Below are 24243 nucleotides of genomic sequence, written 5' to 3'. Positions count from 1 at the left end.
TGTTATTTCTTGACCGGTTCGGCAGCGGGCGTACCGCCACGCTCCTGCCATGCCTTGCGCGCAGCGCGCGAGCGCGTGAACACCGCTTCGAGCGCGGCGCCGTCGCCGGCGTCGATCGCCGCGCGCAGCCGCGTGAGCACACGCGTGTAGCCATCGAGCTCATCGAGCAGCGCCGCGCGGTTCGCGACGCACACGTCGCGCCACATCTCCGGGCTCGACGCCGCGATGCGCGTGAAATCGCGGAAGCCGCCCGCCGCGTATGAAAATTTCAGTTCCGCATCGGCCTCGCCGAGGATCTGCTCGACGAGCGCGAACGACAGCACGTGCGGCAGATGGCTGATCGACGCGAACACGCGATCGTGCTGCTCCGTGCTCATCGTGCGCACGTCGGCGCCGGTCGCACGCCACATCGCGTCGATCCGCGCGACCGATTCGGGGGCGTTCTCCGGCAGCGGGCACAGCACGACGTTGCGGCCGACGTACAGATCCGGCAATGCGGCCTCGACGCCGCTCGACTCTCGACCGGCGATCGGATGCCCCGGCACGAACTGCGCGATCCGCGCGCCGAGCGCTTCGCGCGCGGCAGCGACGACATCGGACTTGGTGCTGCCCGCGTCGGTGACGATCGTCGCCGCTCCAAGCCACGGCGCAATGCGCGCGAGCAACGGGCCCGTCTGCGCGACAGGCGCCGCCAGCAGCACCAGATCGGCGCCAGTCAGCGCGTCGCGCAATTGCGCGTCGTCGTCGAGCGCTGCCGCACGGTCGATCACGCCGAGTGCGAGCGCACGCTCGACCGAAGCACGCGAACGGCCCACGCCGACAACCTCGCCCGCGCCGCCCGGCGCGCGCTCGCGCAGCGCGCGGGCCAGCGATCCGCCGATCAGGCCGACGCCGAAGATGACCAGTTTGTTGAATGCAAAGCCTGACACGACAAGAGCCAAGTTACGCGCACAGGACGACACCCCGCACGCGGAATTCCAGATTCCGGGCCACGGGCCCGCATCCGGCGCAACCTGCGCCGGATGCCGCCCGAACCCGCCTTCGGCAGCGCCGATCGGCCTGCCCTGCCCGCGTGGACCCAACGCCTGCGCGAACAGGCGACGGGCCGCCACGCATCAGCGTGCGCGCGGATACGAACCGAGTATCTTCAGGAACGCGGCCTTCTGGCCGAGTTCCGCGAGCGCGGCCGCAACCGACGCATCGTCCCGGTGCCCTTCGATGTCGATGTAGAAGTAGTACTCCCACGTGCCGACGCGCGCCGGACGCGACTCGAAGCGCGTCATCGACACGCCGTGCCGCGCGAGCGGCTCGAGCAGCTTGAACACGGCGCCCGGCTCGTTCTTCACCGACACGATCAGCGACGTCTGGTCGTGACCGCTCTGCCCGGCCGGCTGCTTGCCGATGATCACGAAGCGCGTGCGGTTGTGCGGATCGTCCTGGATCAGCGAGAACGCGATCTGCAAGCCGTAGTGTGCGGCCGCGCGGTCGCCCGCGATCGCCGCGACGGTCGGATCGGCCGCCGCGAGACGCGCAGCCTCCGCGTTGCTCGCCACCGCCTGCCGCTCGAGCTGCGGCGCATTCGCCGCGAGCCACTGCTGGCATTGCGCAAGCGCCTGCGCGTGTGCACAGACGCGCTTCACGCCGTCGAGCGTGCCGCTCTGCGTCAGCAGGTTGTGATGGATCGGCAGCGCGAGTTCGCCGCTGATCAGCAGTTGCGTCTGCAGCAGCAGGTCGAGCGTGCGCGACACGGCGCCTTCGGTCGAATTTTCGACCGGCGCGATACCGAACGCGGACGCACCGGCCTCGACCGAGCGGAACACCTCGTCGATCGACGGGCACGGCAGCCCTTCGATCGACTGGCCGAAATACTCGAGCATCGCCTGCTCGCTATACGTGCCGACCGGCCCGAGGAACGCGACGTGGATCGTCTGCTCGAGCGCGCGGCTCGCGGCCATGATCTCGCGCCAGATGGCGCTGATATGCTCGCTCGCGAGCGGCCCCGCGCTCATGTCCTGCAGCCGGGCGATCACTTGCAGCTCGCGCTCCGGCCGGAACACCGGCGCGTTGAAATGCTTCTTGACCTCGCCCACCTCCAGCGCCACCGCGGCGCGCTGGTTCAGGAGCGCGATCAGCTGCGCGTCGATCGCATCGATGCGATCGCGCAGCGGTTTCAGGCGGGAATTCAGTTCGTCGTCCATGCGTTTTGCCGTGCTGTTTGAACAGCGCCGCCGTCAGGCGCCGCGCTGCTCGAAGTCCTTCATGTACTCGACGAGCGCTTTCACGCCCTCGAGCGGCACCGCGTTGTAGATCGACGCCCGCATGCCGCCGACGGACTTGTGGCCCTTCAGCTGCAGCAGCCCGCGCGCCTTTGCGCCGGCAAGGAAGTCTTCGTTGCGCGTTTCGTCGGCCAGGAAAAACGGCACGTTCATCCGCGAACGTGCTGCCGGCTCGACCTTGTTCAGATAGAAACTGCTCGCATCGATCGTGTCGTAGAGTAGCTTCGCCTTTTCGATATTGCGGGCCTCGATCGCTTCGAGGCCACCCTGCCGCTTCAGCCACTGGAACACCAGGCCCGCGATGTAGATCGCGTAGGTGGGCGGCGTGTTGTACAGCGAGTTGTTCGCGGCGATGGTCTTCCATTCGAACGCGGACGGGCAGATCGACAGCGCACGGTCGAGCAGATCCTCGCGTACGATCACGAGCGTCACGCCGGCCATCCCGATGTTCTTCTGCGCGCCGCCGAACAGCACGCCGTACTTCGCGACGTCCATCGGACGCGACAGGATGTGCGACGAGACATCCGCGACCAGCGGCACGTCGCCGAGATCGGGAATCTCGAACGTCTCGACGCCGTCGATCGTCTCGTTGGTACACAGATGCACGTAGGCCGGATCATCCGACAGCTGCCATTCGGCGCGCGCGGGTGCGCGCGTGAAGCCGTCTTCCGTCTTGCCGGTCGCGGCGAGATGCGGCGTGCCGTATTTCTTCGCTTCGGTGAACGATTTCTGCGACCACGAGCCCGTGACGACGAAGTCGGCCGTCTTGCGCGACCCGAGCAGGTTCATCGGCACGATCGCGTTTTCCGCGATACCGCCGCCCTGCAGGAACAGGATCCGGTGGCTGGCCGGCACGCCGAGCAGGTCGCGCAGGTCGGCCAGCGCGGCCTCGTGGATCGACATGAATTCCTTGCCGCGATGGCTCATCTCCATCACGCTCATGCCGCTACCATGCCAGTCGAGCATTTCGTCGGCAGCTTGCCGCAGCACTTCCTCGGGCATCGCCGCAGGGCCGGCGGAGAAATTAAAGACGCGCATCGTGAAAACCTCGGAGGGACGCGACCGGCTCGCCGCCGGCAGAACGCGCCAGAAAAGAAATGGCCGCTTGCGCTCGCGCGCAAACGGCCATTATCGCACTGTCGTCAGGCTCCCGCCAAACCCGGCCGACCGGCCGGGGGCGTGCCCGGACGGCTTTACTTGCCCGGCTTGACTGCTGCGACTTCCTTGTCAGCCTGCGTGCGCGTTGCCTGGATAGCTTGCGGCATGTACTTCTGCATCAGGCCGTTGACCACGTCGCGACCGACCTGATCCTGAACCTGGATGAACTTGCGGCCCGTCGGGCTCTTGTAGAACGTCGTCAGATCCTTGATCTCCGACGTGCTGTAGTACTTCGCGTATGCGTCGTACTGAGCCGACATCGCGTCGTTCTGGAACTGCTGCGTACCGAACACCTTGCCTGCGCCGTCGACCAGCTTCGGCACCGCGTTCTTCTGCAGCGTCGGAACGGCAGCCTGCTTCTGCTTGTCGTTCAGCGTCTTGTTTTCCGACAGCGCGTCCGACAGGATCGCCGGAACGAGTTGCTTGGCCTGCATTTCGGCGCTGTTGCCGATTGCCGACACGAGCTTCGGCGCGTCGATCGCGTCGAGCAGATCCTTGATCGCTGCCTTCTTGTCGGCGTCGATCGGCGCAGCTGCTGCCGGAGCTGCCGGTGCGGAATTCGACAGCGCTTGCGCCATCGCGAACGTCGGCACCAGTGCAGCCAGCAGAACCAGTTGCTTGAATTGCTTTTGCATCATCACTCCCTTTTGGAAATATGAATGGTTGCTCGCCGGCCGCGGCGCTTCGCGCCTGCGGCGGCTAGAGTCTCATCCGTTCTTCAGGCTTCGCCGTCCGACGCCTCGTCGGCTTCGCCCTCTCCCTCTTCGGCCTCCGCGATCTGCTGCAGGCCAGAGAGCTTGGTACCCTCATCGAGACTGATGAGTGTAACACCTTGCGTGGCGCGCCCCATCTCGCGAATCTCCGAGACACGGGTGCGAATCAACACGCCGGCCGTCGTGATCAGCATGATCTGATCTTCGGCATCGACGAGCGTTGCAGCCACGACCTTGCCGTTACGCTCGGACGTCTGGATCGCGATCATACCCTTCGTGCCGCGGCCGTGACGCGTGTACTCGGTGATCGGCGTGCGCTTGCCGTAGCCGTTCTCGGTCGCGGTGAGCACCGTCTGCTCCTCGCTGCCGGCAACCAGCATCGCGATGACCTGCTGGCCATCCTCGAGCTGCATGCCGCGCACGCCGCGCGCCTCGCGCCCCATCGGACGCACGTCGTTCTCGTCGAAGCGCACGGCCTTGCCGGAGTCGGAGAACAGCATCACGTCGTGCGCGCCGTCGGTGATCGACGCACCGATCAGGAAATCGCCTTCGTCGAGGCCGACCGCGATGATGCCCTTCTTCATCGGACGGCTGAACGCCTCGAGCGGCGTCTTCTTCACGGTGCCGAGCGACGTTGCCATGAAGATGAACTTGTCGGCCGAGAATTCCTTGACCGGCAGCACGACGTTGATCTTCTCGCCTTCCTGCAGCGGGAACATATTGACGATCGGGCGGCCGCGCGAGTTGCGCGAGCCCTGCGGCACTTCGTAGACCTTGACCCAGTACACGCGGCCGCGGTTCGAGAAGCACAGGATGTAATCGTGCGTGTTCGCGATGAACAGCGTCTCGATCCAGTCGTCTTCCTTCATCTGCGTCGCCTGCTTGCCGCGACCGCCGCGCTTCTGCGCACGGTACTCGGACAGCGGCTGCGACTTCACGTAGCCCGCATGCGACATCGTGACGACCATGTCCTGCGGCGTGATCAGGTCTTCGGTGTTCAGCTCGGTCGCGTTCAGCTCGATCTTCGAGCGGCGCGCGTCGCCGAACTCGGCCTTCACCGAGGTCAGCTCCTCGCCGATCATCGTCGTGATCCGCTCGGGGCGCGCGAGGATGTCCAGCAGGTCGGCAATCTGGGCCATCACTTCGCGGTACTCGCCGATGATCTTGTCCTGCTCGAGGCCGGTCAGGCGCTGCAGACGCATCTGCAGGATTTCCTGGGCCTGCGTGTCGGACAGGCGGTACAGCCCGTCGGCCTGCATGCCGAACGCCGGGTTCAGGCCTTCCGGGCGGTACGCGGAGCGGCCGCCGGCCGCCGCGTTCTCGCTCTCGGCACGCGTGAGCATCTCGCGCACGAGCGACGAATCCCACGGCTTCGCCATCAACTCCGCCTTCGCGATCGGCGGCGTCGGCGCGGCCTTGATGATCGCGATGAACTCGTCGATATTCGCGAGCGCGACCGCGAGACCTTCGAGCACGTGGCCGCGTTCGCGGGCCTTGCGCAGTTCGTAGATCGTGCGGCGCGTCAGCACTTCGCGTCGATGCGACAGGAAGCACTGCAGGATTTCCTTCAGGTTCAGCAGCTTCGGCTGGCCGTCGACGAGCGCGACCATGTTCATGCCGAACGTATCCTGGAGCTGCGTCGCCTTGTACAGGTTGTTCAGCACCACTTCCGGCACTTCACCGCGCTTGAGCTCGATCACGACGCGCATGCCGCTCTTGTCGGACTCGTCGCGGATGTCGGAGATGCCCTCGAGCTTCTTCTCGTTGACGAGCTCGGCGATCCGCTCGAGCAGCGAGCGCTTGTTCACCTGGTACGGCAGTTCGTCGACGATGATCGCCATCCGCTGACCGCGGTCGATCTCCTCGAAGTGCGTGGCCGCTCGCATCACGACGCGGCCGCGCCCGGTGCGATAGCCGTCGCGCACGCCGGCGACGCCATAGATGATGCCGGCCGTCGGGAAATCCGGCGCCGGGATGATCTCGATCAGCTCGTCGATCGTCGCTTCCGGGTTGCCCAGCAGGTGCTGGCACGCGTCGACGACCTCGTTCAGGTTGTGCGGGGGGATGTTGGTCGCCATGCCGACCGCAATACCCGACGAGCCGTTGATCAGCAGGTTCGGGATGCGCGACGGCAGGACCGACGGCTGCATTTCGTTGCCGTCGTAGTTCGGCTCGAAATCGACCGTTTCCTTGTCGATGTCGGCGAGCAGCTCGTGACCGATCTTCGCCATGCGAATTTCGGTGTAACGCATCGCCGCGGCATTGTCGCCGTCGATCGAGCCGAAGTTGCCCTGCCCGTCGATCAGCATGTAGCGCAGCGAAAAGTCCTGCGCCATCCGCACGATCGTGTCGTAGACCGCGGTATCGCCGTGAGGGTGGTACTTACCGATCACGTCACCGACGATACGCGCCGACTTCTTGTACGCGCGGTTCCAGTCGTTGTTCAGTTCGTGCATCGCGAACAACACGCGCCGGTGCACGGGTTTCAGGCCATCGCGGACATCCGGGAGGGCACGTCCGACGATCACGCTCATCGCGTAATCGAGATACGAACGGCGCATTTCCTCTTCTAGGGAGGTGGGCAGGGTCTCTTTGGCGAATTGATCCATGTATCCGTATCGTTTCGGAGCGAAGACGGCGAACGCCTTTCGCGTGGGCGCTGCATGCGCAACGCAACGCGAGATTCTAACATGCGCCCATCAGCCGCCAATTCGCCCCCTCTATATATGAATAGCAAAAATCGCGGCGTCGGCGAATCGACCGCAATTGCACATCGCAATCCTCCCCGACTCGGCATCACAGACGATTGCCACGTCACGCGTTCTTCGCGCACGAGTAAACAACTGCATTCATCGGCGCAATTTCGCCGCCACACTCTTGACAATTTCTAAAAGTTACGGCAGGCCAGTGTTGCGCATGCACCACAAAGTTGAAGCGATCTTGGGGTGGGGAGGATTTTTTTTCGTAGGAAGGGAACGATATGGCAAAATGCCAACGCACTGAAAGTTAGACGCTGCTCGAAGTCTACACAGAGGCGGCGCCGCGTTTTTTGTGCCGCACCAATGTTATACTTCGAGCAATGTATGACTTGTCACCGTCAACAGGCTCGCAGTAAACCTGCGGTAATCTCAATTTCGAGAGGAGAAATATGAATAAACTTTCAAAGCTCGCGTTCATTGCAGCTACCGCAGTTATGGCTGCATCCGCTTCGGCACAGTCGGTGCCGGCGTCGCGCCAAGCCGTGAATGACAACTGGGTCAACGGCACGGGCGAATGGGTGTGGATGAACGGTACGAACGAGCTCTGCTGGCGCGATGCGTTCTGGACGCCGGCCACCGCCAACGCGAAGTGCGATGGCGCACTGGTCGCCCAGGCACCGGCACCGGCTCCGGTCGCTCCGGTCGCTCCGGCCATCACGAGCCAGAAGATCACGTATCAAGCTGACGCACTGTTCGACTTCGACAAGGCAACGCTCAAGCCGCTGGGCAAGCAAAAGCTGGACGAACTGTCGTCGAAGATCCAGGGCATGAACACGGAAGTGGTCGTCGCAACGGGCTACACGGACCGCATCGGTTCGGACAAGTACAACGACCGTCTGTCGCTGCGCCGTGCGCAAGCCGTGAAGTCGTACCTGGTCAGCAAGGGTGTGCCGGCCAACAAGATCTACACGGAAGGCAAGGGCAAGCGCAACCCGGTTACGACTGGCTGCAACCAGAAGAACCGCAAGCAACTCATCGCCTGCCTCGCACCGGATCGCCGCGTGGAAGTCGAAGTGGTTGGTACGCAAGAAGTCCAGAAGACGACCGTTCCGGCAAACTAAGCCGCGGTTTTCGACTGCTTCAAAGCCCCGCTCCGGCGGGGCTTTTTCTTTGACGCCCGCCCAAGGCGCTCGCCGCTTCGCCGCTCGTCCGCTTCTTATATACTCGGGGCTGACGAATCGCAGCACCGCCCTCCTTCCGTAGCCCGTTTGCCGACATGACCAACGCCGATCCGCACGAACTCCAGAAATTCAGCGACCTCGCCCATCGGTGGTGGGATCCGAATGCCGAATTCAAGCCGCTGCACGACCTGAACCCGGTCCGGCTCGGCTGGATCGATGCGCATGCGCACCTCGCCGGCAAGCGCGCACTCGACATTGGCTGCGGCGGCGGCATCCTGTCCGAATCGATGGCCGGACTCGGCGCGCAGGTGAAAGGCATCGACCTGTCGACCGAAGCACTCGGCGTCGCCGACCTGCACAGTCTCGAAAGCGGCATCTCGGTCGATTACGAGGCCATCGCGGCCGAAGCAATTGCCGCGCGCGAACCGGGCACCTACGATGTCGTCACGTGCATGGAAATGCTCGAGCACGTGCCGTCGCCCGGCGATATCGTCGCCGCCTGCGCGACGCTCGTGAAGCCGGGTGGCTGGGTGTTCTTCTCGACGTTGAACCGCAACCTGAAGGCATACCTGTTCGCCGTGATCGGCGCGGAGTACATCGCACAAATGCTGCCGAAGGGCACGCACGACTACGCGCGCTTCATCCGTCCGTCGGAACTGGCCAGCTTCGTGCGGGCAACGGACCTGCACATCGTGGAGATCAAGGGCATCACGTATCACCCGATCGGCAAGCGCTTCGCGCTGTCGAACGACGCCGACATCAACTACCTCGTCGCGTGCCGTCGCGGCGCGTGACCTTCCAACCGGCATGACGACTCCCCTCTCGACCGCGCGGGCGGCACTCGACGAACCGCGCCTGCTGCACTGCGATGCCGTGCTGTTCGACCTGGACGGCACGCTCGCCGACACGGCTCCCGATCTCGCGGCCGCCGTCAACAAGATGCAACGCGTGCGCGACCTGCCCGAGACACCGCTCGACGTGTTGCGGCCGCTAGCCTCGGCCGGCGCGCGCGGCCTGCTCGGCGGCGCGTTCGGCATCGATCCGCACACGCCCGGTTATGAAGCGATGCGCGACGAGTTCCTGGCCAACTACGCGACGGATCTATGCGTGCATACGACGCTGTTCCCCGGCATCGACGACGTGCTCGACGAACTCGACGCGCGCGGCGTGCGCTGGGGCATCGTCACGAACAAGGCCATGCGGCTCACGGCGCCGCTCGTCGACCTGCTCGGCCTCGCGCGGCGCGCCGCCTGCGTCGTCGGGGGCGACACAACGCCGCACCCGAAGCCGCACCCGGCCCCGCTACTGCATGCGGCCGACCAGTTGACGCTCGCGCCTGCGCGCATCGTCTACGTCGGCGACGACCTGCGCGACATTCAAGCCGGCAGCGCCGCCGGCATGGCGACGGTCGCGGCGGCGTACGGCTATTGCGGGGAGGGCGCCGCGCCGGCCGACTGGCAAGCGCAGCATCTCGTCGACACGACGCTGCAACTGCGCGAACTGCTGCGCGATGTTGGGCTATAATGGTCGATCTTATCCGCGGGGGCGACCTGGTTTCGACAGGGGTTGTGAAGCGGCTAGGGCATGTCGAGGACCCGTCACCTCGTTAATCAATGGGAAAATCGTAACTGCAAACGACGATACGTTCGCACTGGCAGCCTAAGGGCCGCCGTCCTCTGCCTAGTTCACTGACGGGCTAGTGTCGCAAGACCGGTAGCAATACCGCCAGAGGTCATTTACGTCAGTTAAGCCCTGTCGGCGTCGCGACGCCAGGGTCGAAAACCTAGCGAATCGCCGTAGTGCAGCGTGTTCGTCCGCGTCGCTGCGGTTAAATCAAATGACTGAACTAAACATGTAGAACTAGTCGTGGAGCGCTTCTGGACGCGGGTTCGATTCCCGCCGCCTCCACCATATTCCGCGCTCGCCGCACGAACCCCGCATGACGCAAGTCTGCGGGGTTTTTTGTTGCCGGCGAAACGCACTCGCCCTCTCCTTCCGAAAAAGCGCCCAGCCACGGGTGGGCCGGGCGGAATGCCACCGGACTTCCGGCGACAGGAGGTGACGGATAGCCTGCCGTGCCCGCGCACTCATCGATTGCGCCAGGCAGCGGCCCGCCCGGGTGCTGCGGCTCCAGGCGCGACGCGTCGTCGCACCCGGCATTCACGCACACCGGGCAATACACGGTTTAGCTGCCGCGATACAGCGACTTCATTTCTTCAGCGGTGGCCGGACGCACGCCCATCGCACGCGAACCCGATGCCGATGCGCCCTGTGCCTGTGCGCCGTAACCGCTGGCGTCGGCGCCTTGCGCTTGCGCCAGCGCAGCGCGCTGCTGCTCTGCAACACGCGCAGTGGCAGCCTGGATCGCTTCCGGGTAGTGCGGATCTTCACCGCGAGCGGAGTTGTAACCAGCTTGCTGCAGCTGGACCAGTTCGGCACGAACCTGCGCGCGGGTGATCGTCGAACCCGACTGGGCGAACGACACGACCGGGGCAACGAGAGCGGCAGCAACGACAACAGCTTGAACGAGCGATTTCATGATGACCTACCTCCAGATTTGTCTGTGTTCGCGGTGAACACCTTGTTCATCGCTGACAATCCGAAGTTTATGTAGGCGGATGCTTAAGAATAAGGCAGGTTTCTGGAAGACATCCTTCCTGATTTACGGGTTAACCCTAAATCACCGGCCGGGCCGGCAATGCACCTCCCCTTCATCGTCCGGCATCGAATCGCATGACGATTCGACGGAAAGCAAAAGCCCCGCGAAGCAGCAACGCATCGCGGGACTCGGACAAAGCCGGAATCGCACGGTAGTCCGGTTGTCGCCGGTCAGCCAGGTCGGCATGCGCGCGCAACCCCCGCCCGTCGAATCGGTGCTGCGGGCGGGCCCCTCGTTCGGACGCGCCCGTCAGCCAGGTTACCGGCTATCCATCGGACACTTCAGATTGCAGCCGTTGGGGTCCCCCAGGTCACCCTTGCGGCGCAAGGCCGACTTCTTGCCGCTCTGGTATTTCTGCGACGGCGCGGACGCTGCGAACGGCATCTGCGGATGCTCGTTCAGGCGAAACTGTTCGCTCAGGATACCGCCAGGCACACCGGGCGAATTCTGCGCGAGCGCAAACGGCGAAACAGCGGCCAGCAGCCCCGCGGTCAACACTGCCGCGGCGAGGGGAACGGAAAATTTCATGGCGGGATGACGCTTGAACGGCGTACTTGTTGGAACGTTGGTCAAGCGGCAAGCGTAGCGTAAATCCCCTGCTGCTGCATCGCGGTTCGATTGCGTCCGCGTTACCGGGCATTGCCCGCCGGCACGCTCGCGCCGTCGCCGCCGGCCAGCCCCGACGCGATGCTCGTCAGCGTTCCACACGCAGCCGGATCGTAGCCGTCGAGATGCGCGACGCGCTCGACGAAGCGCGCATCGCGCAGCAGCGCCAGCACGCCGGCAAGCGGCCGCGCATCGAGCCGCGCGCGCTCACATGCGAAGTAATAGTCTTCGTCGACGACCGGGATGAAATCGAGCCCGAAATGATGGGCGGCCGGTTCGACGCCGAAGCCGAGATCGGCCATCCCGCTCGCGACGAACGCCGCGATCGCCGAATGCGTGAGCTCGGCCGATGCGTAGCCGTCGATGCGCTCGGGATCGATGCCGATCGCGCGCAGCGCGAGATCCAGCAACATGCGCGTGCCCGACCCCGGCTGGCGGTTGACGAAGCGGATGTCATTGCGCGCGAGATCCGCGAGCCCGCGAACCTGCTTCGGGTTGCCGCGCGGAATGAATAACCCCTGCTGGCGCCGTGTCAGGTGGATCAGCACATGGCGCGTGTCGTCGAGCCACGGCCGGTAGATCTGCGCGCACTGCGCGCGAAACGCGCCGCGAGGCAGATGGAAGCCGGCCAGGTCGCACTCGCCGCGGGCAAGCGCCTGCACGGCCTCGACGCTCTCGCGATACTTGATGTCGACAGCCGCCTGCGCATCGACCAGCGCGGAGACGAGCGTCGCGACTGCGTAGCCGTGCGACGCATGGATACGCACGGCGCCGTCGCGCTGCGCGAGCCGCCGGTTCAGGTCGCTCGCCACTTCGGCGGCCAGCGTGCGCAGGTTCCCGTCGAGCCGGCTGCGCGCGAGGCGCTGCGCATCGACGACGGCCTGCCCGAGCGCCGACAGCGTCGAGCCCTTGCCGCGCGCGGTTTCGATCAGTTCCCCGCCGATGCACGCCTCGAGCGCGCGCAGCATGCCCCACGCGTGCCGATAAGACAGCCCTTTCGCTTGCGCGGCCTGCGCAATGCTGCCCGTGTCGGCCACGAGTTCGAGCAACGGCGCGACATCCGACAGGCTGGCCGCACGGCCTTCCGTGTCGCGCACGGTCAGATACGCGTCGCATTCGATGCGAATCAATTATGCACTCCGATTTCCTATTGCGACCGCCAAATCTTCCGCTTATCGTTGGTCAAAATCAATCTGAACGAAGTCGCGATGCGCACTATATGAACCTCGAGCGCATATGAGACTTTGGAGGAGCACAACCGATGTCCCCGAATTCCCAAGCGCCCGACGCGCTCGTCGAGCGCCATGCGCGCGCCGGCCGGTCGCTCGTGGCGATCCTGCACGCGATCCAGGACGACGCAGGTTACGTGCCGCCAGGCTGCGTCGCGCCGCTCGCCCGCGCACTCAACCTGTCTCGCGCGGAAGTGCACGGCGTCCTGACCTACTACCACCACTTCCGCACCGCGCCGCCCGCCCGCGTGACGATCCAGATGTGCCGCGCCGAAGCGTGCCGCAGCATGGGCTGCGAAGCGCTGGCCGCGCATGCGGAAGCCCGCACGGGTTGCCGGTTCGACACGGCGCACGGCGATGCCGCCGATGCGCATGCCCCCGGTGAAGTCGCACTCGAATCGGTCTACTGCCTCGGACTGTGTGCGCAGTCGCCGTCGCTGACGGTCAATGGCGTGCTGCATGCCAAGGTCACGCCGGAGAAATTCGACGCGCTGCTTGCCGACGCCGTCGCCCGCACCCCGGAGGCCGCATGACGACCCGCGTCTATGTCCCGCGCGATTCGTCCGCGCTGGCGCTCGGCGCCGACGCGCTCGCCGCCGCGATCGAGGCGGAAGCCGTACGCCGCGGCATCGCCATCGAACTGGTCCGCAACGGTTCGCGCGGGCTGCTGTGGCTCGAGCCGCTCGTCGAGGTCGGCACGGCCGCCGGCCGCGTCGGCTATGCGAACCTGTCGGCCACCGACGTGCCGGCCCTGTTCGACGCACACTGGCTCGACGGCGGCACGCATCCGAGCGGCGTCGGCCTCGTCGACGCGCTGCCCTATCTCGCGCGCCAGCAACGTCTCACGTTCGCCCGCATCGGCCTGACCGACCCGCTGTCGATCGACGACTACCTGCGATACGAAGGCCTCGCCGGCCTGAAGAACGCGCTCGCGCTCGACGGCGATGCCGCGTGCGAAACATTGATCGAATCGGGGCTGCGCGGCCGCGGAGGCGCAGCGTTCCCGGCCGGCATCAAGTGGCGCACGGTCCGGCAAGCACGCGCCACGCAGAAATACATCGTCTGCAATGCGGACGAAGGCGATTCGGGCACCTTCTCCGACCGCCTGCTCATGGAATGCGACCCGTACTGCCTGATCGAAGGGATGATCATCGCGGGCGTCGCGACCGGTGCGACGGTCGGCTACATCTACGTGCGCAGCGAATACCCGCACGCAATCGCCACGCTCGAAGCCGCGATCGTCCGCGCACGCGAAGCCGGCTGGCTCGGCGAGCACGTGCTCGGCTCCGCGCACGCGTTCGAGCTGCACGTCGCGAAAGGCGCGGGCTCGTACGTGTGCGGCGAGGAAACGGCGCTGCTCGAATCGCTCGAAGGCAAGCGCGGCGTCGTGCGCGCGAAACCGCCGCTGCCCGCGCTCGCTGGCCTGTACGGCCAGCCGACCGTCATCAACAACGTGATCACGCTCGCGACCGCGCCCGTGATCTTCGCGCGCGGCGCCGCGTTCTATCGCGATTACGGGATGGGCCGCTCGCGCGGCACGCTGCCGTTCCAGCTCGCCGGCAACATCCGCCACGGCGGCCTCGTCGAACTCGCGTTCGGGGTCACGCTGCGCGAGTTGCTGTTCGACTTCGGCGGCGGCACGGCCAGCGGCCGGCCCGCACGTGCCGCGCAGGTGGGCGGCCCGCTCGGCACCTACCTGCCCGACCAGCAGTGGGACGTGCCGCTCGACTACGAAGCGTATACGGCGATTGGCGCGGTGGTCGGCCACGGCGGCATCGTGCTGCACGACGACACGTCGAACCTCGCCGAGCTCGCCGAATACGCGATGAAGTTCTGTGCGATCGAGTCGTGCGGCAAGTGCACGCCGTGCCGGATCGGTTCGACGCGCGGCGTCGAGACCATCGCACGCATTCGCCACGGCGATACGTCGGAGCGGCAGGTCACGCTGCTGCGCGACCTGTGCGACACGATGCTGGCCGGTTCGCTGTGCGCCATGGGCGGCATGACACCCTACCCGGTGCTGTCCGCGCTCGACCATTTCCCCGAAGATTTCGGGCTCGCTGCCGGCAAACATGCCGCGTCGGGTCCGGTCAAGGCTGCGGCCTGACCCAGAAGGAGCCCTGCATGTCCCTCGACACGAACAACGTCCGCCAAGGCGGCTGCGGCTCAGGCCAATGCGCGTGCAAGCGCGCTGCGCAGGCGCGTGCCCTCGATCCGTTCGACGATACCGACTACGGCACGCCGCAACGGCATGCCGATACCGACGTCACGCTCGAAATCGACGGCCAGCCGGTCACGGTGCCGGCCGGCACGTCGGTGATGCGTGCGGCAATCGAAGCCGGCGTCAACGTCCCGAAGCTCTGCGCGACCGATTCGCTCGAACCGTTCGGCTCGTGCCGGCTGTGCCTCGTCGAAATCGAAGGCCGGCGCGGTTATCCGGCGTCGTGCACGACACCTGCGGAAGCGGGCATGAAGGTGCGCACGCAGTCGGACCGGCTGCAGTCGCTGCGTCGCAACGTGATGGAGCTGTACATCTCCGACCATCCGCTCGACTGCCTCACCTGCCCCGCCAACGGCGACTGCGAGCTGCAGGACATGGCCGGCGTCGTCGGGCTGCGCGAGGTGCGTTACGGCTTCGACGGTGCGAATCACCTGCGCGACAAGAAGGACGAATCGAATCCGTACTTCACGTACGACCCGTCGAAGTGCATCGTCTGCAACCGCTGCGTGCGCGCCTGCGAGGAAACGCAGGGCACGTTCGCGCTGACGATCGCCGCACGCGGCTTCGAATCGCGCGTCGCGGCCGGCGAAAGCGAATCGTTCATGGCGTCGGAATGCGTGTCGTGCGGCGCGTGCGTCGCCGCCTGCCCGACCGCCACGCTGCAGGAAAAATCGGTCGTGCAACTCGGGCAGGCCGAACACTCGGTCGTCACGACCTGCGCGTACTGCGGCGTCGGCTGCTCGTTCAAGGCCGAGATGAAAGGCACGCAGGTCGTGCGCATGACGCCGCACAAGAACGGCCTCGCGAACGAAGGTCACGCATGCGTGAAAGGACGCTTCGCGTGGGGCTATGCGACGCACAAGGATCGCATCACGAAGCCGATGATCCGCGAGAAGATCACCGACCCGTGGCGCGAAGTCAGCTGGGACGAAGCGCTCACCTACGCGGCAACGCAATTCCGCAAGCTGCAGGACAAGTACGGCCGCGATTCCATCGGCGGCATCACGTCGTCGCGCTGCACGAACGAGGAAACCTACCTCGTGCAGAAGCTGGTGCGCGCCGCGTTCGGCAACAACAACGTCGACACCTGCGCACGCGTGTGCCACTCGCCGACGGGCTATGGCCTCAAGACGACGCTCGGCGAATCGGCCGGCACGCAGACGTTCGCATCGGTCGGCCAGGCCGACGTGATCGTCGTGATGGGCGCGAACCCGACCGACGGCCATCCGGTGTTCGGCTCCCGGCTGAAGCGGCGCGTACGTGAAGGCGCGAAGCTGATCGTGATCGACCCGCGCCGCATCGACGTCGTCGACGGCCCGCATGTAAAGGCCACGCACCACCTGCAACTGCGCCCCGGCACCAACGTCGCGATCGTCAACGCGCTCGCGCACGTGATCGTCACCGAAGGGCTCGCCGCCGACGCATTTGTCGCCGAGCGCTGCGACACGCGCGCATTCGAGCAATGGCGCGAGTTCGTCTCGCGAGCCGACAACTCGCCCGAGGCGAGCGCCGACGTGACGGGCGTGCCGGCCGACCTGGTACGCGAAGCCGCGCGCCTCTATGCGACGGGCGGTAATGCCGCGATCTATTACGGCCTGGGCGTGACCGAACACGCGCAGGGCTCGACGACGGTGATGGGCATCGCGAACCTCGCGATGGCGACCGGCAACATCGGCCGCGAGGGCGTCGGCGTCAATCCGCTGCGCGGCCAGAACAACGTGCAGGGCTCATGCGACATGGGCTCGTTTCCGCACGAACTGCCCGGCTACCGACACATCGGCGACGAAGTCGTGCGCACGCAGTTCGAAGCGGCGTGGTCGGCGAAGCTGCAACCGGAACCGGGGCTGCGCATCCCGAACATGTTCGACGCGGCGCTCGACGGCAGCTTCAAGGGGCTTTACTGCCAGGGCGAGGACATCGTCCAGTCGGACCCGAATACGCAGCACGTCGCGGCCGCGCTGTCGGCAATGGAATGCATCGTCGTGCAGGACATCTTCCTGAACGAGACCGCGAAATACGCGCACGTGCTGCTGCCCGGCTCGTCGTTCCTCGAGAAGGACGGCACGTTCACGAACGCGGAGCGCCGCATCTCGCGCGTGCGCAAGGTGATGCCGCCGCTCGCGGGCTACGCGGACTGGGAAGTCACGCTGATGCTGTCGCGCGCGCTCGGCTACGAGATGGACTATGCGCATCCGTCGGAAATCATGGACGAGATCGCACGGCTCACGCCGACCTTCTCGGGTGTGTCGTACGCGAAGCTCGACACGCTCGGCAGCATTCAGTGGCCGTGCAACGAGCAAGCGCCGGAAGGCACGCCGACGATGCACATCGACGCATTCGTGCGCGGCAAGGGCAAGTTCGTGATCACGCAGTTCATCGCGTCGCCGGAGAAGGTCACGCAACGCTATCCGCTGATCCTGACGACGGGCCGCATCCTGTCGCAGTACAACGTCGGCGCGCAGACGCGCCGCACCGAGAACGTGCGGTGGCACGAAGAGGATCGCCTCGAGATCCATCCGCACGACGCGCAGGATCGCGGTATCCGCAGCGGCGACTGGGTGGGCATCGAATCGCGTGCGGGGCAGACGGTGCTGCGCGCGCTCGTGACCGAACGCATGCAACCGGGTGTCGTTTATACGACGTTCCACTTCCCGGAATCGGGCGCGAACGTGATCACGACGGACAGCTCGGACTGGGCGACGAACTGCCCCGAGTACAAGGTGACGGCCGTGCAGGTGCTGCCCGTCGCGCAGCCGTCCGACTGGCAGCAAGCGTATGCGCGCTTCAACGCGGAGCAGCTCGACCTGCTCGAGCGCCGCGCCGCCGCGACCGCCGGCGTGACGACAGGCAAGTGAGGAAGCGATGGACAACGGACACCTGATCGACATGGCCAACCAGATCGGCGCATTCTTCGAATCGATGCCCGATCAGGACGAAGCGCTGACCGGCATCGCCGACCATATCCGGCGCTTCTGGGAACCGCGGATGCGTCGCGCATTGCTCGCGGCGCTCGACGATCCGTCGAGCGAGGCCGGGCAACGTGCGGCACCGATCGTGCGCGACGCGATCGCCGTTCACCGCGCGTCGCTCGTACCCGCCGCGGCGAGCGCCTGACGGCACCGCTACGCGGACCGCGACATGCCCGCGAACCAGCTTTCGCAATGGCGCAGCAGCGCGTTCGCGTCGGTCGCCGTGCGCCCGCGCACGGCGACGTAACCATCCGGCCGCAGCAGGTAAAACGACGGCCGCGAGCGGCCGTATTCCTGCGCGAGCCCGGCATCGCCGCCTTCGGCATCGGTGACGCGCCAGACGCGCACCGCATCCGGCATGATCCGGTCGAGCCCCTGCACGAGCGCCTGCGCGTCGGTCGGCATCGGCGGCACCGCGCCGGTGTCGGCATTCACCGGCTCTTCCAGCAGCAGCAACGTGAAGCTCGCCGGATCGTGCAGATCGTATAGCCGCGCCGTTCCGGGCGCCTGACCGAGCGGCCCGTCGAGCACCCGCACGCGCGCGTCGGGGGCCCGCTCGCCTGCGCGCGGCCCGCCATCGAGCACGCGCTCGAGCGTCAGCGGGCTCTTCCGGTACTGCACGCCGAGCTCGCTGACCGTGCGCCGCACCGCGTCGCGCATCGGCCCGAACGACGCCAGCACCGGCACGACGTGATCGCGCAGCAGCTTCATCGCGCCGCGCTCGGCTTCAACGATCTGCGTGACGAAACCGGTCTGCCGCAACACGTCGCGCTCGATCGGATGACGCTCCGCGTGATACGTGTCGAGCAACCGCTCAGGCGTGCCCGCGCCGAGCACGCGCGCGAGCTTCCAGCCGAGATTGAACGCTTCCTGGATGCCGGTGTTCATGCCCTGCGCGCCGGCCGGGCTGTGGACGTGCGCGGCGTCGCCCGCGAAGAACACGCGGCCGTGACGCAGCCGGTCGACCATCCGGCTGTGCAGATGAAAATACGCCGACCACGCGAGATCGCTCGGCGAGATCGACGCGCCGGCTCGGGCACGCACGATCGCGTCGCATTCCGCGAGCGACGGGGTCGGCGCATCGGGCGACGCGTCGCTGCCGGGCGGCCGGTCGGCCACGAGCCGGTAACGGCCGCCGCCCATCGGAAACAGGCCGGCGATGCCTTCGGATGTCGTGAACAGGTGGATCTCTTCGTCCGGCCAGTCGGGTATCGCCGCGAAATCGGCGAGCAGGAAGGTCTGCTCGAACGCATGCCCGGCGAAGCCCAGGCCGAGCAGATGCCGGACCGTGCTGTGCGCGCCGTCGGCGGCGATCAGGTACGACGGCGCGAACGATTCGTCGCGGCCGTCGGCGCAGCGGATCGACACGTCGAGCGACGCACCGCCCGCCTCGCACGCGGTCAGCGTCGCACCGCGCTCGACCGTCACGCCGAGCCGGGCCAGATGTTCGGCAAGCAGGCGCTCGGTGACGGTCTGGTCGAGAAACAGCAGGTACGGATAGCGCGTTTGCAACGGATCGAAATCGAGCCGCGCGATCACGCGGCCGTCGGCATGCAGCGCGGCCGCATGGGCACGATGACCGAGCGCGAGAAATGGTTCGACCGCGCGATGCTGCTCCAGCAGTTCGAGCGTGCGCGCCTGGATGCCGATCGCGCGCGAATACGGCGCGGGCGCGGCGAGCCGATCGATGATGCGCACCGGCACGCGGGCTCGCGCGAGGCTCATCGCCGCGGCAAGGCCGGTCGGCCCCGCACCGACGATCAGCACGGGCGGGATATCGGGCAGTGTGTCAGCCATGAGAACCTCGATGACACGCGATCCTGCAAGTCTACGCTGCTCCGCGTGACGGGGCCATATGCCGATCGGCCGACGCGCGGCACCGCCGCGCGGTGTGGGAAAATACCCGCTTTCCGTCAGTTTTCGCGTTATGGATTCCGCATTCGACCGGGCGTATGCCGCACACCGCGCGGGCCGCCTCGCCGAGGCCGAGCACGGCTATCGCAACGCGCTCGCCTCCAATCCCGCCGACGCCGACGCGCTGCATCTGTTCGGCGTGCTGCGGCACCAGCAGGGCCAGCACGCCGAGGCAGCCGATCTCGTCGGCCGCGCCGTCGCGCTGCGGCCGGGCGACGCCGCGCTGCAGCTCAATCTGGGCAACGCGCTGAAGGCGCTCGGCCGGCTCGACGAAGCAGTCGACCGCTTTCGCAATGCGCTGACGCTCGCGCCCGAATTTCCGCTCGCGCACTACAACCTCGGCAACGCGTATGCGGCGCTGCAGCGCCACGACGATGCGATCGATGCATTCGGCCGCGCGCTGCGGCTCACGCCCGACGATGCATCGATCCACAACAATCTCGGCAACGCGCTGAACGCGCTCGGCCGCCACGACGATGCGCTCGCCGCGTTCCATCGTGCGCTCGAGCTGCGGCCCGGGCATGCGGGCGCGCACAACAACCTCGCGATGGCGCTGAACGCGATGGGCCGTGCCGACGACGCAATCGCGCATTTCCAGGCCGCGATCGCCGCGCAGCCGCGCTTCGTCGCCGCCCATTTCAATCTCGGCAACACGTTCGATGCGGTCGGCCGACATGCGGAGGCGGCCGCCGCGTTCGAGGCCGCGCTCGCGCTGCATCCGTCGTTTCCGCTCGCGCTGTTCGGGCTCGCGAACGCCCTGAGCGCGCAGGCCCGCCACCGCGACGCGCTGCCCTACTACGAGCGTGCCGTCGGGCTCGATCCGTCGTTCAGCCTGGCCTGGCTGAATCTCGGCAACGCCCATCACGCGCTCGGTGCGCACGAGATGGCGCTGCGCGCTTTCGACCAGGCACTGCGCGTCGCGCCCGATCTCACGCTGGCACGGCTGCACCGCGCGGTCACGCTGCTGACGCTCGGCGACTTCACGCGCGGCCTGCCCGCCTACGAAGCGCGCCACGACACGCCCGGCGCGACGCCGCTCGGCACGCTGCCCCGCTGGCAAGGCGAGCCGATTGCGTCGCGCACGCTGCTGATCCGCGCGGAACAGGGCTTCGGCGACACGCTGCAGTTCGTCCGTTTCGTGCCGCTCGCCCGCGCACGCTGCGCGCGCGTCGTGCTCGAAGTCCAGCCGGAACTGGTTACGCTGCTGGCGCCGGCCGCGGCGCGCTGGCGCGTGACGCTCGTCGCGCTGGGCGCGGCAAAACCGCCTGCCGCGGATGTCGCGTGCACGCTGATGAGCCTGCCGTTCCTGCTCGGGCTTCAGACGAAGGAGGACATCGTCGCGGGCGCGCGCTACCTCGACGCGCCCGACGGCGCCGGCCGGCGTTTTCGCGGCTCGCTCGGCGGGCAGTCGAAGCGCAAGTTCGGCCTTGCGTGGTCGGGGCGCCGGCAGGCGCAGGAAAACCGTTCGATGCCGTTCGACGCGCTCGCACCGCTGCTCGCGCTGCCGGACATCGACTGGATCGTGCTGCAGCCCGCACTCGACGACGACGAACGCGCGCGCGTCGACGCGCATCCGCGCGTGCATCGGCTCGACGGCCGGCTGAACGACTTTGCCGACACGGCCGCGCTGATCGATCGGCTCGACGGCATCGTCACGATCGATACGGCGGTCGCGCACCTGGCCGGCGCGCTCGGCAAGCCGCTGTGGGTGATGCTGCCGTTCGCGCCCGACTGGCGCTGGTTCACCGGCGACGACTGCCCGTGGTATCCGCAGGCCAGACTCGCCCGCCAGCCCGCGCCGGGCGAATGGCACGACGTGGCGGCCGCGGTCGCCGGCATGCTGCGCGAAGCCTGAACGCAGACGAAAAAAGGGAGCGCGCCGCGCTCCCTTTTTCATTGCATGGTATGCGGCCGGCGCCGCGCGTCATACCGCTGCCGGTCAGGCCGCCTTGTACTGGTTGCGCGCCTCGGTCGTGCGATACAGCACGAGTGTCGCGATCAGCCCGCAAATCGCGGCAACGCTCAGCCACAACCCCGGCGCCGCCTTGTTCCCGGTCTGATGAATCAGCAGCGTCGAGATCGCGGGCGTAAAGCCGCCGATCGTCGTCGCCAGGCTGTATGCAAGCGAGAAACCGGCCGTGCGCACGTCGGCCGGCATCACTTCGGTCAGCGCGACGACCATCGCCCCGTTGTACGACGCGTACAGGAACGACAGCCACAGCTCGACCGCGAGCAGCCGCAGGAACGACGGATCGCCGACGAGCCACAGCACGGCCGGGTAAGCCGTCAGCAGCGTCAGCACCGTGAACGCGATCAGCACCGGGCGGCGACCGACGCGGTCGGACAACGCACCGGACAGCGGCAGCCACACGAGATTGGAGATCCCCACGCAGACGGTCACGACGAGTGCATCGAGCGACGACAGGTGCAGCACTTCCTTGCCGAACGTCGGCGTATAGGCGGTGATCATGTAGAACGACACCGTCGTCATGATCACCATCCCCATGCCCGCCACCACGACGCCCCAGTTGTCGAGCATCGAACGCATGATCTCGCCCATCGTCGGACGATGACGCTTCGCGAGGAACTCGTCGGTCTCCTTCAGCGAGCGACGGATCAGGAACAGGAACGGCACGATCAGGCAGCCGATCAGGAACGGAATGCGCCAGCCCCACGCGGTCATCTCCTCGGCCGGCAGTGCGCGGTTCAGCAGCACGCCGACGAGCGCGGCGAACACGACGGCCACCTGCTGGCTGCCCGACTGCCACGACGTATAGAACCCCTTGTGCCCCTTCGTCGCGATCTCCGACAGGTAGACAGACACGCCGCCGAGTTCGACGCCGGCCGAGAAACCCTGCAGCAGCCGACCGAGCAATACGAGCACCGGCGCGAGCACGCCGATCGTCGCATAGCCGGGTATCGCGGCCACCGCGAGCGTGCCGATCGCCATCAGCCCGAGCGTCAGGATCAGCCCCTTGCGGCGGCCGTGATGGTCGATGTACGCGCCGAGCACGATTGCGCCGACCGGCCGCATCAGGAAGCCCGCGCCGAACACCGACAGCGACAGCATCAGCGACGCGAATGCATTGCCGCTCGGAAAGTAGGTTTTCGCGATGGCCGACGCGTAATAGCCGTAGACCATGAAGTCGTACATTTCCAGGAAGTTGCCGCTGACGACCCGGAACACGGTGCGGACTTTCGATTCCTGCGCGATGGCGTGTGACGCTGTGGACATGTTTTTCTCGCTCAGCTCGGATGGCGCGAATCCGCGCCGCATGGATCCGACGACGCACGCGGCGCCGGGCCGGCGCGCACGGGCATCGCTGCCCGCCGGCGGCGCACCGCGCAACGACGCGCGCACCGGCATGGTTCGCGCATCATGCCACGCCAACCCGACATTTGCCTTGTGTCGCCCCTGCCGGTGCGGCCGCGGCGTTCTCCTCGTACAAGTCGTCCCGAAACGGCAGCAAAAATCAGATTGATCTGATCGACCGGCCTTCGCTGGCTGACGACAATGTCTCGATTTGCGACGACATATCCGCGCCGCACCGGCACGGATGCCCGTGCCGCATGGCGCACCGCCCTCATGACTCCATCGTCCCTCGTCCCCGTTGCAGGCGCACTCGCCCGCCCCCGCGTCGCTCCGCTCGATCACGTGCCGTCGCTCGGCCGCGACTGGACCTTTCGCGGCGCCCCCGGTGCGCGGCCCGGCAAGCACTGCCTCGCGACACTGACGACATCCTGCATCGACGTGGACCGGCCGCACCGCGCATGCCAATGGCAGCCGCTGCCGATCATGGCGTCGGCACCGACACGTGCCGGGTCGCCGGTTGCACGGCCTGCCACTGCGGCCCCGTGCTCCCGCCATATCGCCGGCGGCTTTCGCGACCGGCGTGCGAAGTACGCGATCTGCTGGAGTATCGGCGCGCTCGGCATCATCGGCTGGCTGATTGCCGCATATGAACCGATTGCAGGGTTCGGGCCTCCCTACGCGATTCATGCGGCCGGTGGCGTACGGGATCACGCTACGTCGTCGTCCGGTGCCGTGCGGGTCGCTGCGGGTCAACCGAGTACGTCGACGAGCGCGCCATCGCAGCGCAAGATGGGCGCGCCCGTCGCGACAACGGCCGCATCACCGCCGGCCACGCACCAGGTCGCGCGTCCTCCAGCATCGCTTCGTCCAAAGGCAACATCCGGCGTGCCGCCGACCGCCACTGCCACTGCCGCGTCGCCTCGTTCGAGCGGCAAGCGCATGGCGACGGCGCCGGTCCGAACACCGACCGTGGTGCGAATGGCCACGCTGCCGCCGACCCGCGGCAGCACGGTCGACACCCGCACCCGCGACCGGCTCGCCGCATTGCCGCGTGCAACTGACGACATGCGCGACACGCTCGACGATCCGCTCACGCTGATCGCGATGGCGAGCGCGCTGCGCGCTACCGAGCCTGTCCCTGCAACGCACGCGCCCGCCACCGGCGTGGACTGGACGGCACAGCTGTCCCACCGCCGCCTGACCGATACGCCGGGCGCATTCTCGCGCTGACGGCCCGGCCATAAAAAAACCCGGCGAAGCTTGCTTTGCCGGGTTTTGCTCGTCTCTGCGTCCGTCGGACGATGC

At 66.8% G+C, this 24243-nt stretch carries 19 protein-coding genes and 1 other RNA gene; 10 read left to right on the top strand and 10 right to left on the bottom strand.

The features are described from left to right. Positions 1-2: 2 nt before the first annotated feature. The 5 genes from LGM56_RS11475 to gyrA all read right to left on the bottom strand — a co-directional run bounded on the left by LGM56_RS11475 (position 3) and on the right by gyrA (position 6756). The gene (locus LGM56_RS11475; protein WP_089494331.1) at positions 3-929 is read right to left on the bottom strand and encodes a prephenate dehydrogenase/arogenate dehydrogenase family protein; all 927 of its coding nucleotides are present in this window, start codon (positions 927-929) and stop codon (positions 3-5) included. Between the two features lie 186 nt (positions 930-1115). Then, entirely contained in the window at positions 1116-2198 is a 1083-nt protein-coding gene (gene pheA, locus LGM56_RS11470) for a prephenate dehydratase (RefSeq protein ID WP_069247429.1), read from the bottom strand. A gap of 33 nt (positions 2199-2231) precedes the next feature. After that, complete coding sequence (gene serC, locus LGM56_RS11465) at positions 2232-3314, bottom strand: 3-phosphoserine/phosphohydroxythreonine transaminase (RefSeq protein ID WP_089494330.1); 1083 nt, start codon at positions 3312-3314, stop codon at positions 2232-2234. Positions 3315-3469: 155 nt separating this feature from the next. Next, positions 3470-4069 (bottom strand): DUF2059 domain-containing protein, encoded by a 600-nt coding sequence (locus tag LGM56_RS11460; RefSeq protein ID WP_011351329.1) that lies wholly within the window; start codon positions 4067-4069, stop codon positions 3470-3472. 83 nt (positions 4070-4152) lie between these two features. Continuing rightward, a complete protein-coding gene (gene gyrA / locus LGM56_RS11455; protein WP_089439493.1) occupies positions 4153-6756 on the bottom strand; it encodes a DNA gyrase subunit A in 2604 nt (867 codons plus the stop codon). 539 nt (positions 6757-7295) lie between these two features. On the opposite strand from gyrA, the gene ompA reads away from it, so the two are divergent. From ompA to ssrA, 4 genes are all read left to right on the top strand, one after another. After that, positions 7296-7967 carry an outer membrane protein OmpA gene (gene ompA, locus LGM56_RS11450; protein WP_039343284.1) on the top strand — a complete coding sequence of 224 codons (672 nt, stop codon included), beginning with the start codon at positions 7296-7298 and terminating at the stop codon, positions 7965-7967. Positions 7968-8122: 155 nt separating this feature from the next. Continuing rightward, the gene (ubiG, locus tag LGM56_RS11445) at positions 8123-8821 is read left to right on the top strand and encodes a bifunctional 2-polyprenyl-6-hydroxyphenol methylase/3-demethylubiquinol 3-O-methyltransferase UbiG (protein ID WP_089424797.1); all 699 of its coding nucleotides are present in this window, start codon (positions 8123-8125) and stop codon (positions 8819-8821) included. Between the two features lie 13 nt (positions 8822-8834). After that, positions 8835-9551, top strand: coding sequence for a phosphoglycolate phosphatase (gene gph, locus LGM56_RS11440; protein WP_089494329.1), 717 nt, complete (start codon positions 8835-8837; stop codon positions 9549-9551). A gap of 17 nt (positions 9552-9568) precedes the next feature. Then, positions 9569-9938: a transfer-messenger RNA gene (gene ssrA, locus LGM56_RS11435) on the top strand. 274 nt (positions 9939-10212) lie between these two features. Here the strand turns inward: ssrA and LGM56_RS11430 are convergent. The 3 genes from LGM56_RS11430 to LGM56_RS11420 all read right to left on the bottom strand — a co-directional run bounded on the left by LGM56_RS11430 (position 10213) and on the right by LGM56_RS11420 (position 12422). Then, the gene (locus LGM56_RS11430; protein ID WP_069247423.1) at positions 10213-10566 is read right to left on the bottom strand and encodes a DUF4148 domain-containing protein; all 354 of its coding nucleotides are present in this window, start codon (positions 10564-10566) and stop codon (positions 10213-10215) included. Between the two features lie 378 nt (positions 10567-10944). Continuing rightward, positions 10945-11214 carry a hypothetical protein gene (locus LGM56_RS11425; protein WP_089494314.1) on the bottom strand — a complete coding sequence of 90 codons (270 nt, stop codon included), beginning with the start codon at positions 11212-11214 and terminating at the stop codon, positions 10945-10947. Positions 11215-11315: 101 nt separating this feature from the next. After that, a complete protein-coding gene (locus LGM56_RS11420; RefSeq protein ID WP_089472358.1) occupies positions 11316-12422 on the bottom strand; it encodes a substrate-binding domain-containing protein in 1107 nt (368 codons plus the stop codon). A gap of 131 nt (positions 12423-12553) precedes the next feature. Here LGM56_RS11420 and LGM56_RS11415 point away from each other — a divergent pair, with 131 nt between their 5' ends. The 4 genes from LGM56_RS11415 to LGM56_RS11400 are packed head-to-tail and all read left to right on the top strand — an operon-like array spanning position 12554 to position 17856. After that, positions 12554-13054, top strand: coding sequence for an NAD(P)H-dependent oxidoreductase subunit E (locus LGM56_RS11415; RefSeq protein WP_226204623.1), 501 nt, complete (start codon positions 12554-12556; stop codon positions 13052-13054). Continuing rightward, on the top strand, positions 13051-14628 hold the full coding sequence (locus tag LGM56_RS11410; protein WP_226204621.1) for a formate dehydrogenase beta subunit: 1578 nt from the start codon (positions 13051-13053) through the stop codon (positions 14626-14628). Before LGM56_RS11415 ends, LGM56_RS11410 begins: the two co-directional genes overlap by 4 nt. A 17-nt stretch (positions 14629-14645) precedes the next feature. Then, positions 14646-17597: a formate dehydrogenase subunit alpha gene (fdhF, locus tag LGM56_RS11405; RefSeq protein ID WP_226204619.1), complete on the top strand. Its 2952-nt coding sequence runs from the start codon at positions 14646-14648 to the stop codon at positions 17595-17597. A gap of 7 nt (positions 17598-17604) precedes the next feature. Then, the gene (locus tag LGM56_RS11400; RefSeq protein ID WP_226204617.1) at positions 17605-17856 is read left to right on the top strand and encodes a formate dehydrogenase subunit delta; all 252 of its coding nucleotides are present in this window, start codon (positions 17605-17607) and stop codon (positions 17854-17856) included. A gap of 8 nt (positions 17857-17864) precedes the next feature. Here the strand turns inward: LGM56_RS11400 and LGM56_RS11395 are convergent, their stop codons facing one another. Further along, positions 17865-19508, bottom strand: coding sequence for an FAD-dependent monooxygenase (locus LGM56_RS11395; protein ID WP_226204614.1), 1644 nt, complete (start codon positions 19506-19508; stop codon positions 17865-17867). Between the two features lie 130 nt (positions 19509-19638). Between LGM56_RS11395 and LGM56_RS11390 the strand changes: the two genes are divergently transcribed. Beyond that, positions 19639-21480 carry a tetratricopeptide repeat protein gene (locus LGM56_RS11390; RefSeq protein WP_413226772.1) on the top strand — a complete coding sequence of 614 codons (1842 nt, stop codon included), beginning with the start codon at positions 19639-19641 and terminating at the stop codon, positions 21478-21480. A gap of 84 nt (positions 21481-21564) precedes the next feature. On the opposite strand, the gene LGM56_RS11385 is transcribed toward LGM56_RS11390, so the two are convergent. Next, positions 21565-22860, bottom strand: coding sequence for an MFS transporter (locus LGM56_RS11385; RefSeq protein WP_089495251.1), 1296 nt, complete (start codon positions 22858-22860; stop codon positions 21565-21567). Positions 22861-23211: 351 nt separating this feature from the next. Between LGM56_RS11385 and LGM56_RS11380 the strand changes: the two genes are divergently transcribed. Continuing rightward, complete coding sequence (locus tag LGM56_RS11380; protein WP_089494308.1) at positions 23212-24168, top strand: hypothetical protein; 957 nt, start codon at positions 23212-23214, stop codon at positions 24166-24168. Positions 24169-24243: the final 75 nt, after the last annotated feature.

Origin of the sequence: Burkholderia sp. AU38729, assembly GCF_020419725.1 — a bacterium.
Classification (GTDB): domain Bacteria; phylum Pseudomonadota; class Gammaproteobacteria; order Burkholderiales; family Burkholderiaceae; genus Burkholderia.
Note: the sequence above shows the minus strand (reverse complement) of the source record. Positions and strands in the feature narration are given on the sequence as shown.

Bases quoted from the DNA above. Each gene is read 5' to 3' on its own strand.
- ubiG (WP_089424797.1), top strand. From the start codon at position 8,123: ATGACCAACGCCGATCCGCACGAACTCCAGAAATTCAGCGACCTCGCC.
- LGM56_RS11430 (WP_069247423.1), bottom strand. From the start codon at position 10,566: ATGAAATCGCTCGTTCAAGCTGTTGTCGTTGCTGCCGCTCTCGTTGCC.
- fdhF (WP_226204619.1), top strand. From the start codon at position 14,646: ATGTCCCTCGACACGAACAACGTCCGCCAAGGCGGCTGCGGCTCAGGC.
- serC (WP_089494330.1), bottom strand. From the start codon at position 3,314: ATGCGCGTCTTTAATTTCTCCGCCGGCCCTGCGGCGATGCCCGAGGAA.
- gyrA (WP_089439493.1), bottom strand. From the start codon at position 6,756: ATGGATCAATTCGCCAAAGAGACCCTGCCCACCTCCCTAGAAGAGGAA.
- LGM56_RS11425 (WP_089494314.1), bottom strand. From the start codon at position 11,214: ATGAAATTTTCCGTTCCCCTCGCCGCGGCAGTGTTGACCGCGGGGCTG.
- LGM56_RS11410 (WP_226204621.1), top strand. From the start codon at position 13,051: ATGACGACCCGCGTCTATGTCCCGCGCGATTCGTCCGCGCTGGCGCTC.
- LGM56_RS11380 (WP_089494308.1), top strand. From the start codon at position 23,212: ATGACTCCATCGTCCCTCGTCCCCGTTGCAGGCGCACTCGCCCGCCCC.
- LGM56_RS11385 (WP_089495251.1), bottom strand. From the start codon at position 22,860: ATGTCCACAGCGTCACACGCCATCGCGCAGGAATCGAAAGTCCGCACC.
- gph (WP_089494329.1), top strand. From the start codon at position 8,835: ATGACGACTCCCCTCTCGACCGCGCGGGCGGCACTCGACGAACCGCGC.
- LGM56_RS11460 (WP_011351329.1), bottom strand. From the start codon at position 4,069: ATGCAAAAGCAATTCAAGCAACTGGTTCTGCTGGCTGCACTGGTGCCG.
- LGM56_RS11400 (WP_226204617.1), top strand. From the start codon at position 17,605: ATGGACAACGGACACCTGATCGACATGGCCAACCAGATCGGCGCATTC.
- LGM56_RS11395 (WP_226204614.1), bottom strand. From the start codon at position 19,508: ATGGCTGACACACTGCCCGATATCCCGCCCGTGCTGATCGTCGGTGCG.
- pheA (WP_069247429.1), bottom strand. From the start codon at position 2,198: ATGGACGACGAACTGAATTCCCGCCTGAAACCGCTGCGCGATCGCATC.
- LGM56_RS11390 (WP_413226772.1), top strand. From the start codon at position 19,639: ATGGATTCCGCATTCGACCGGGCGTATGCCGCACACCGCGCGGGCCGC.
- ompA (WP_039343284.1), top strand. From the start codon at position 7,296: ATGAATAAACTTTCAAAGCTCGCGTTCATTGCAGCTACCGCAGTTATG.
- LGM56_RS11415 (WP_226204623.1), top strand. From the start codon at position 12,554: ATGTCCCCGAATTCCCAAGCGCCCGACGCGCTCGTCGAGCGCCATGCG.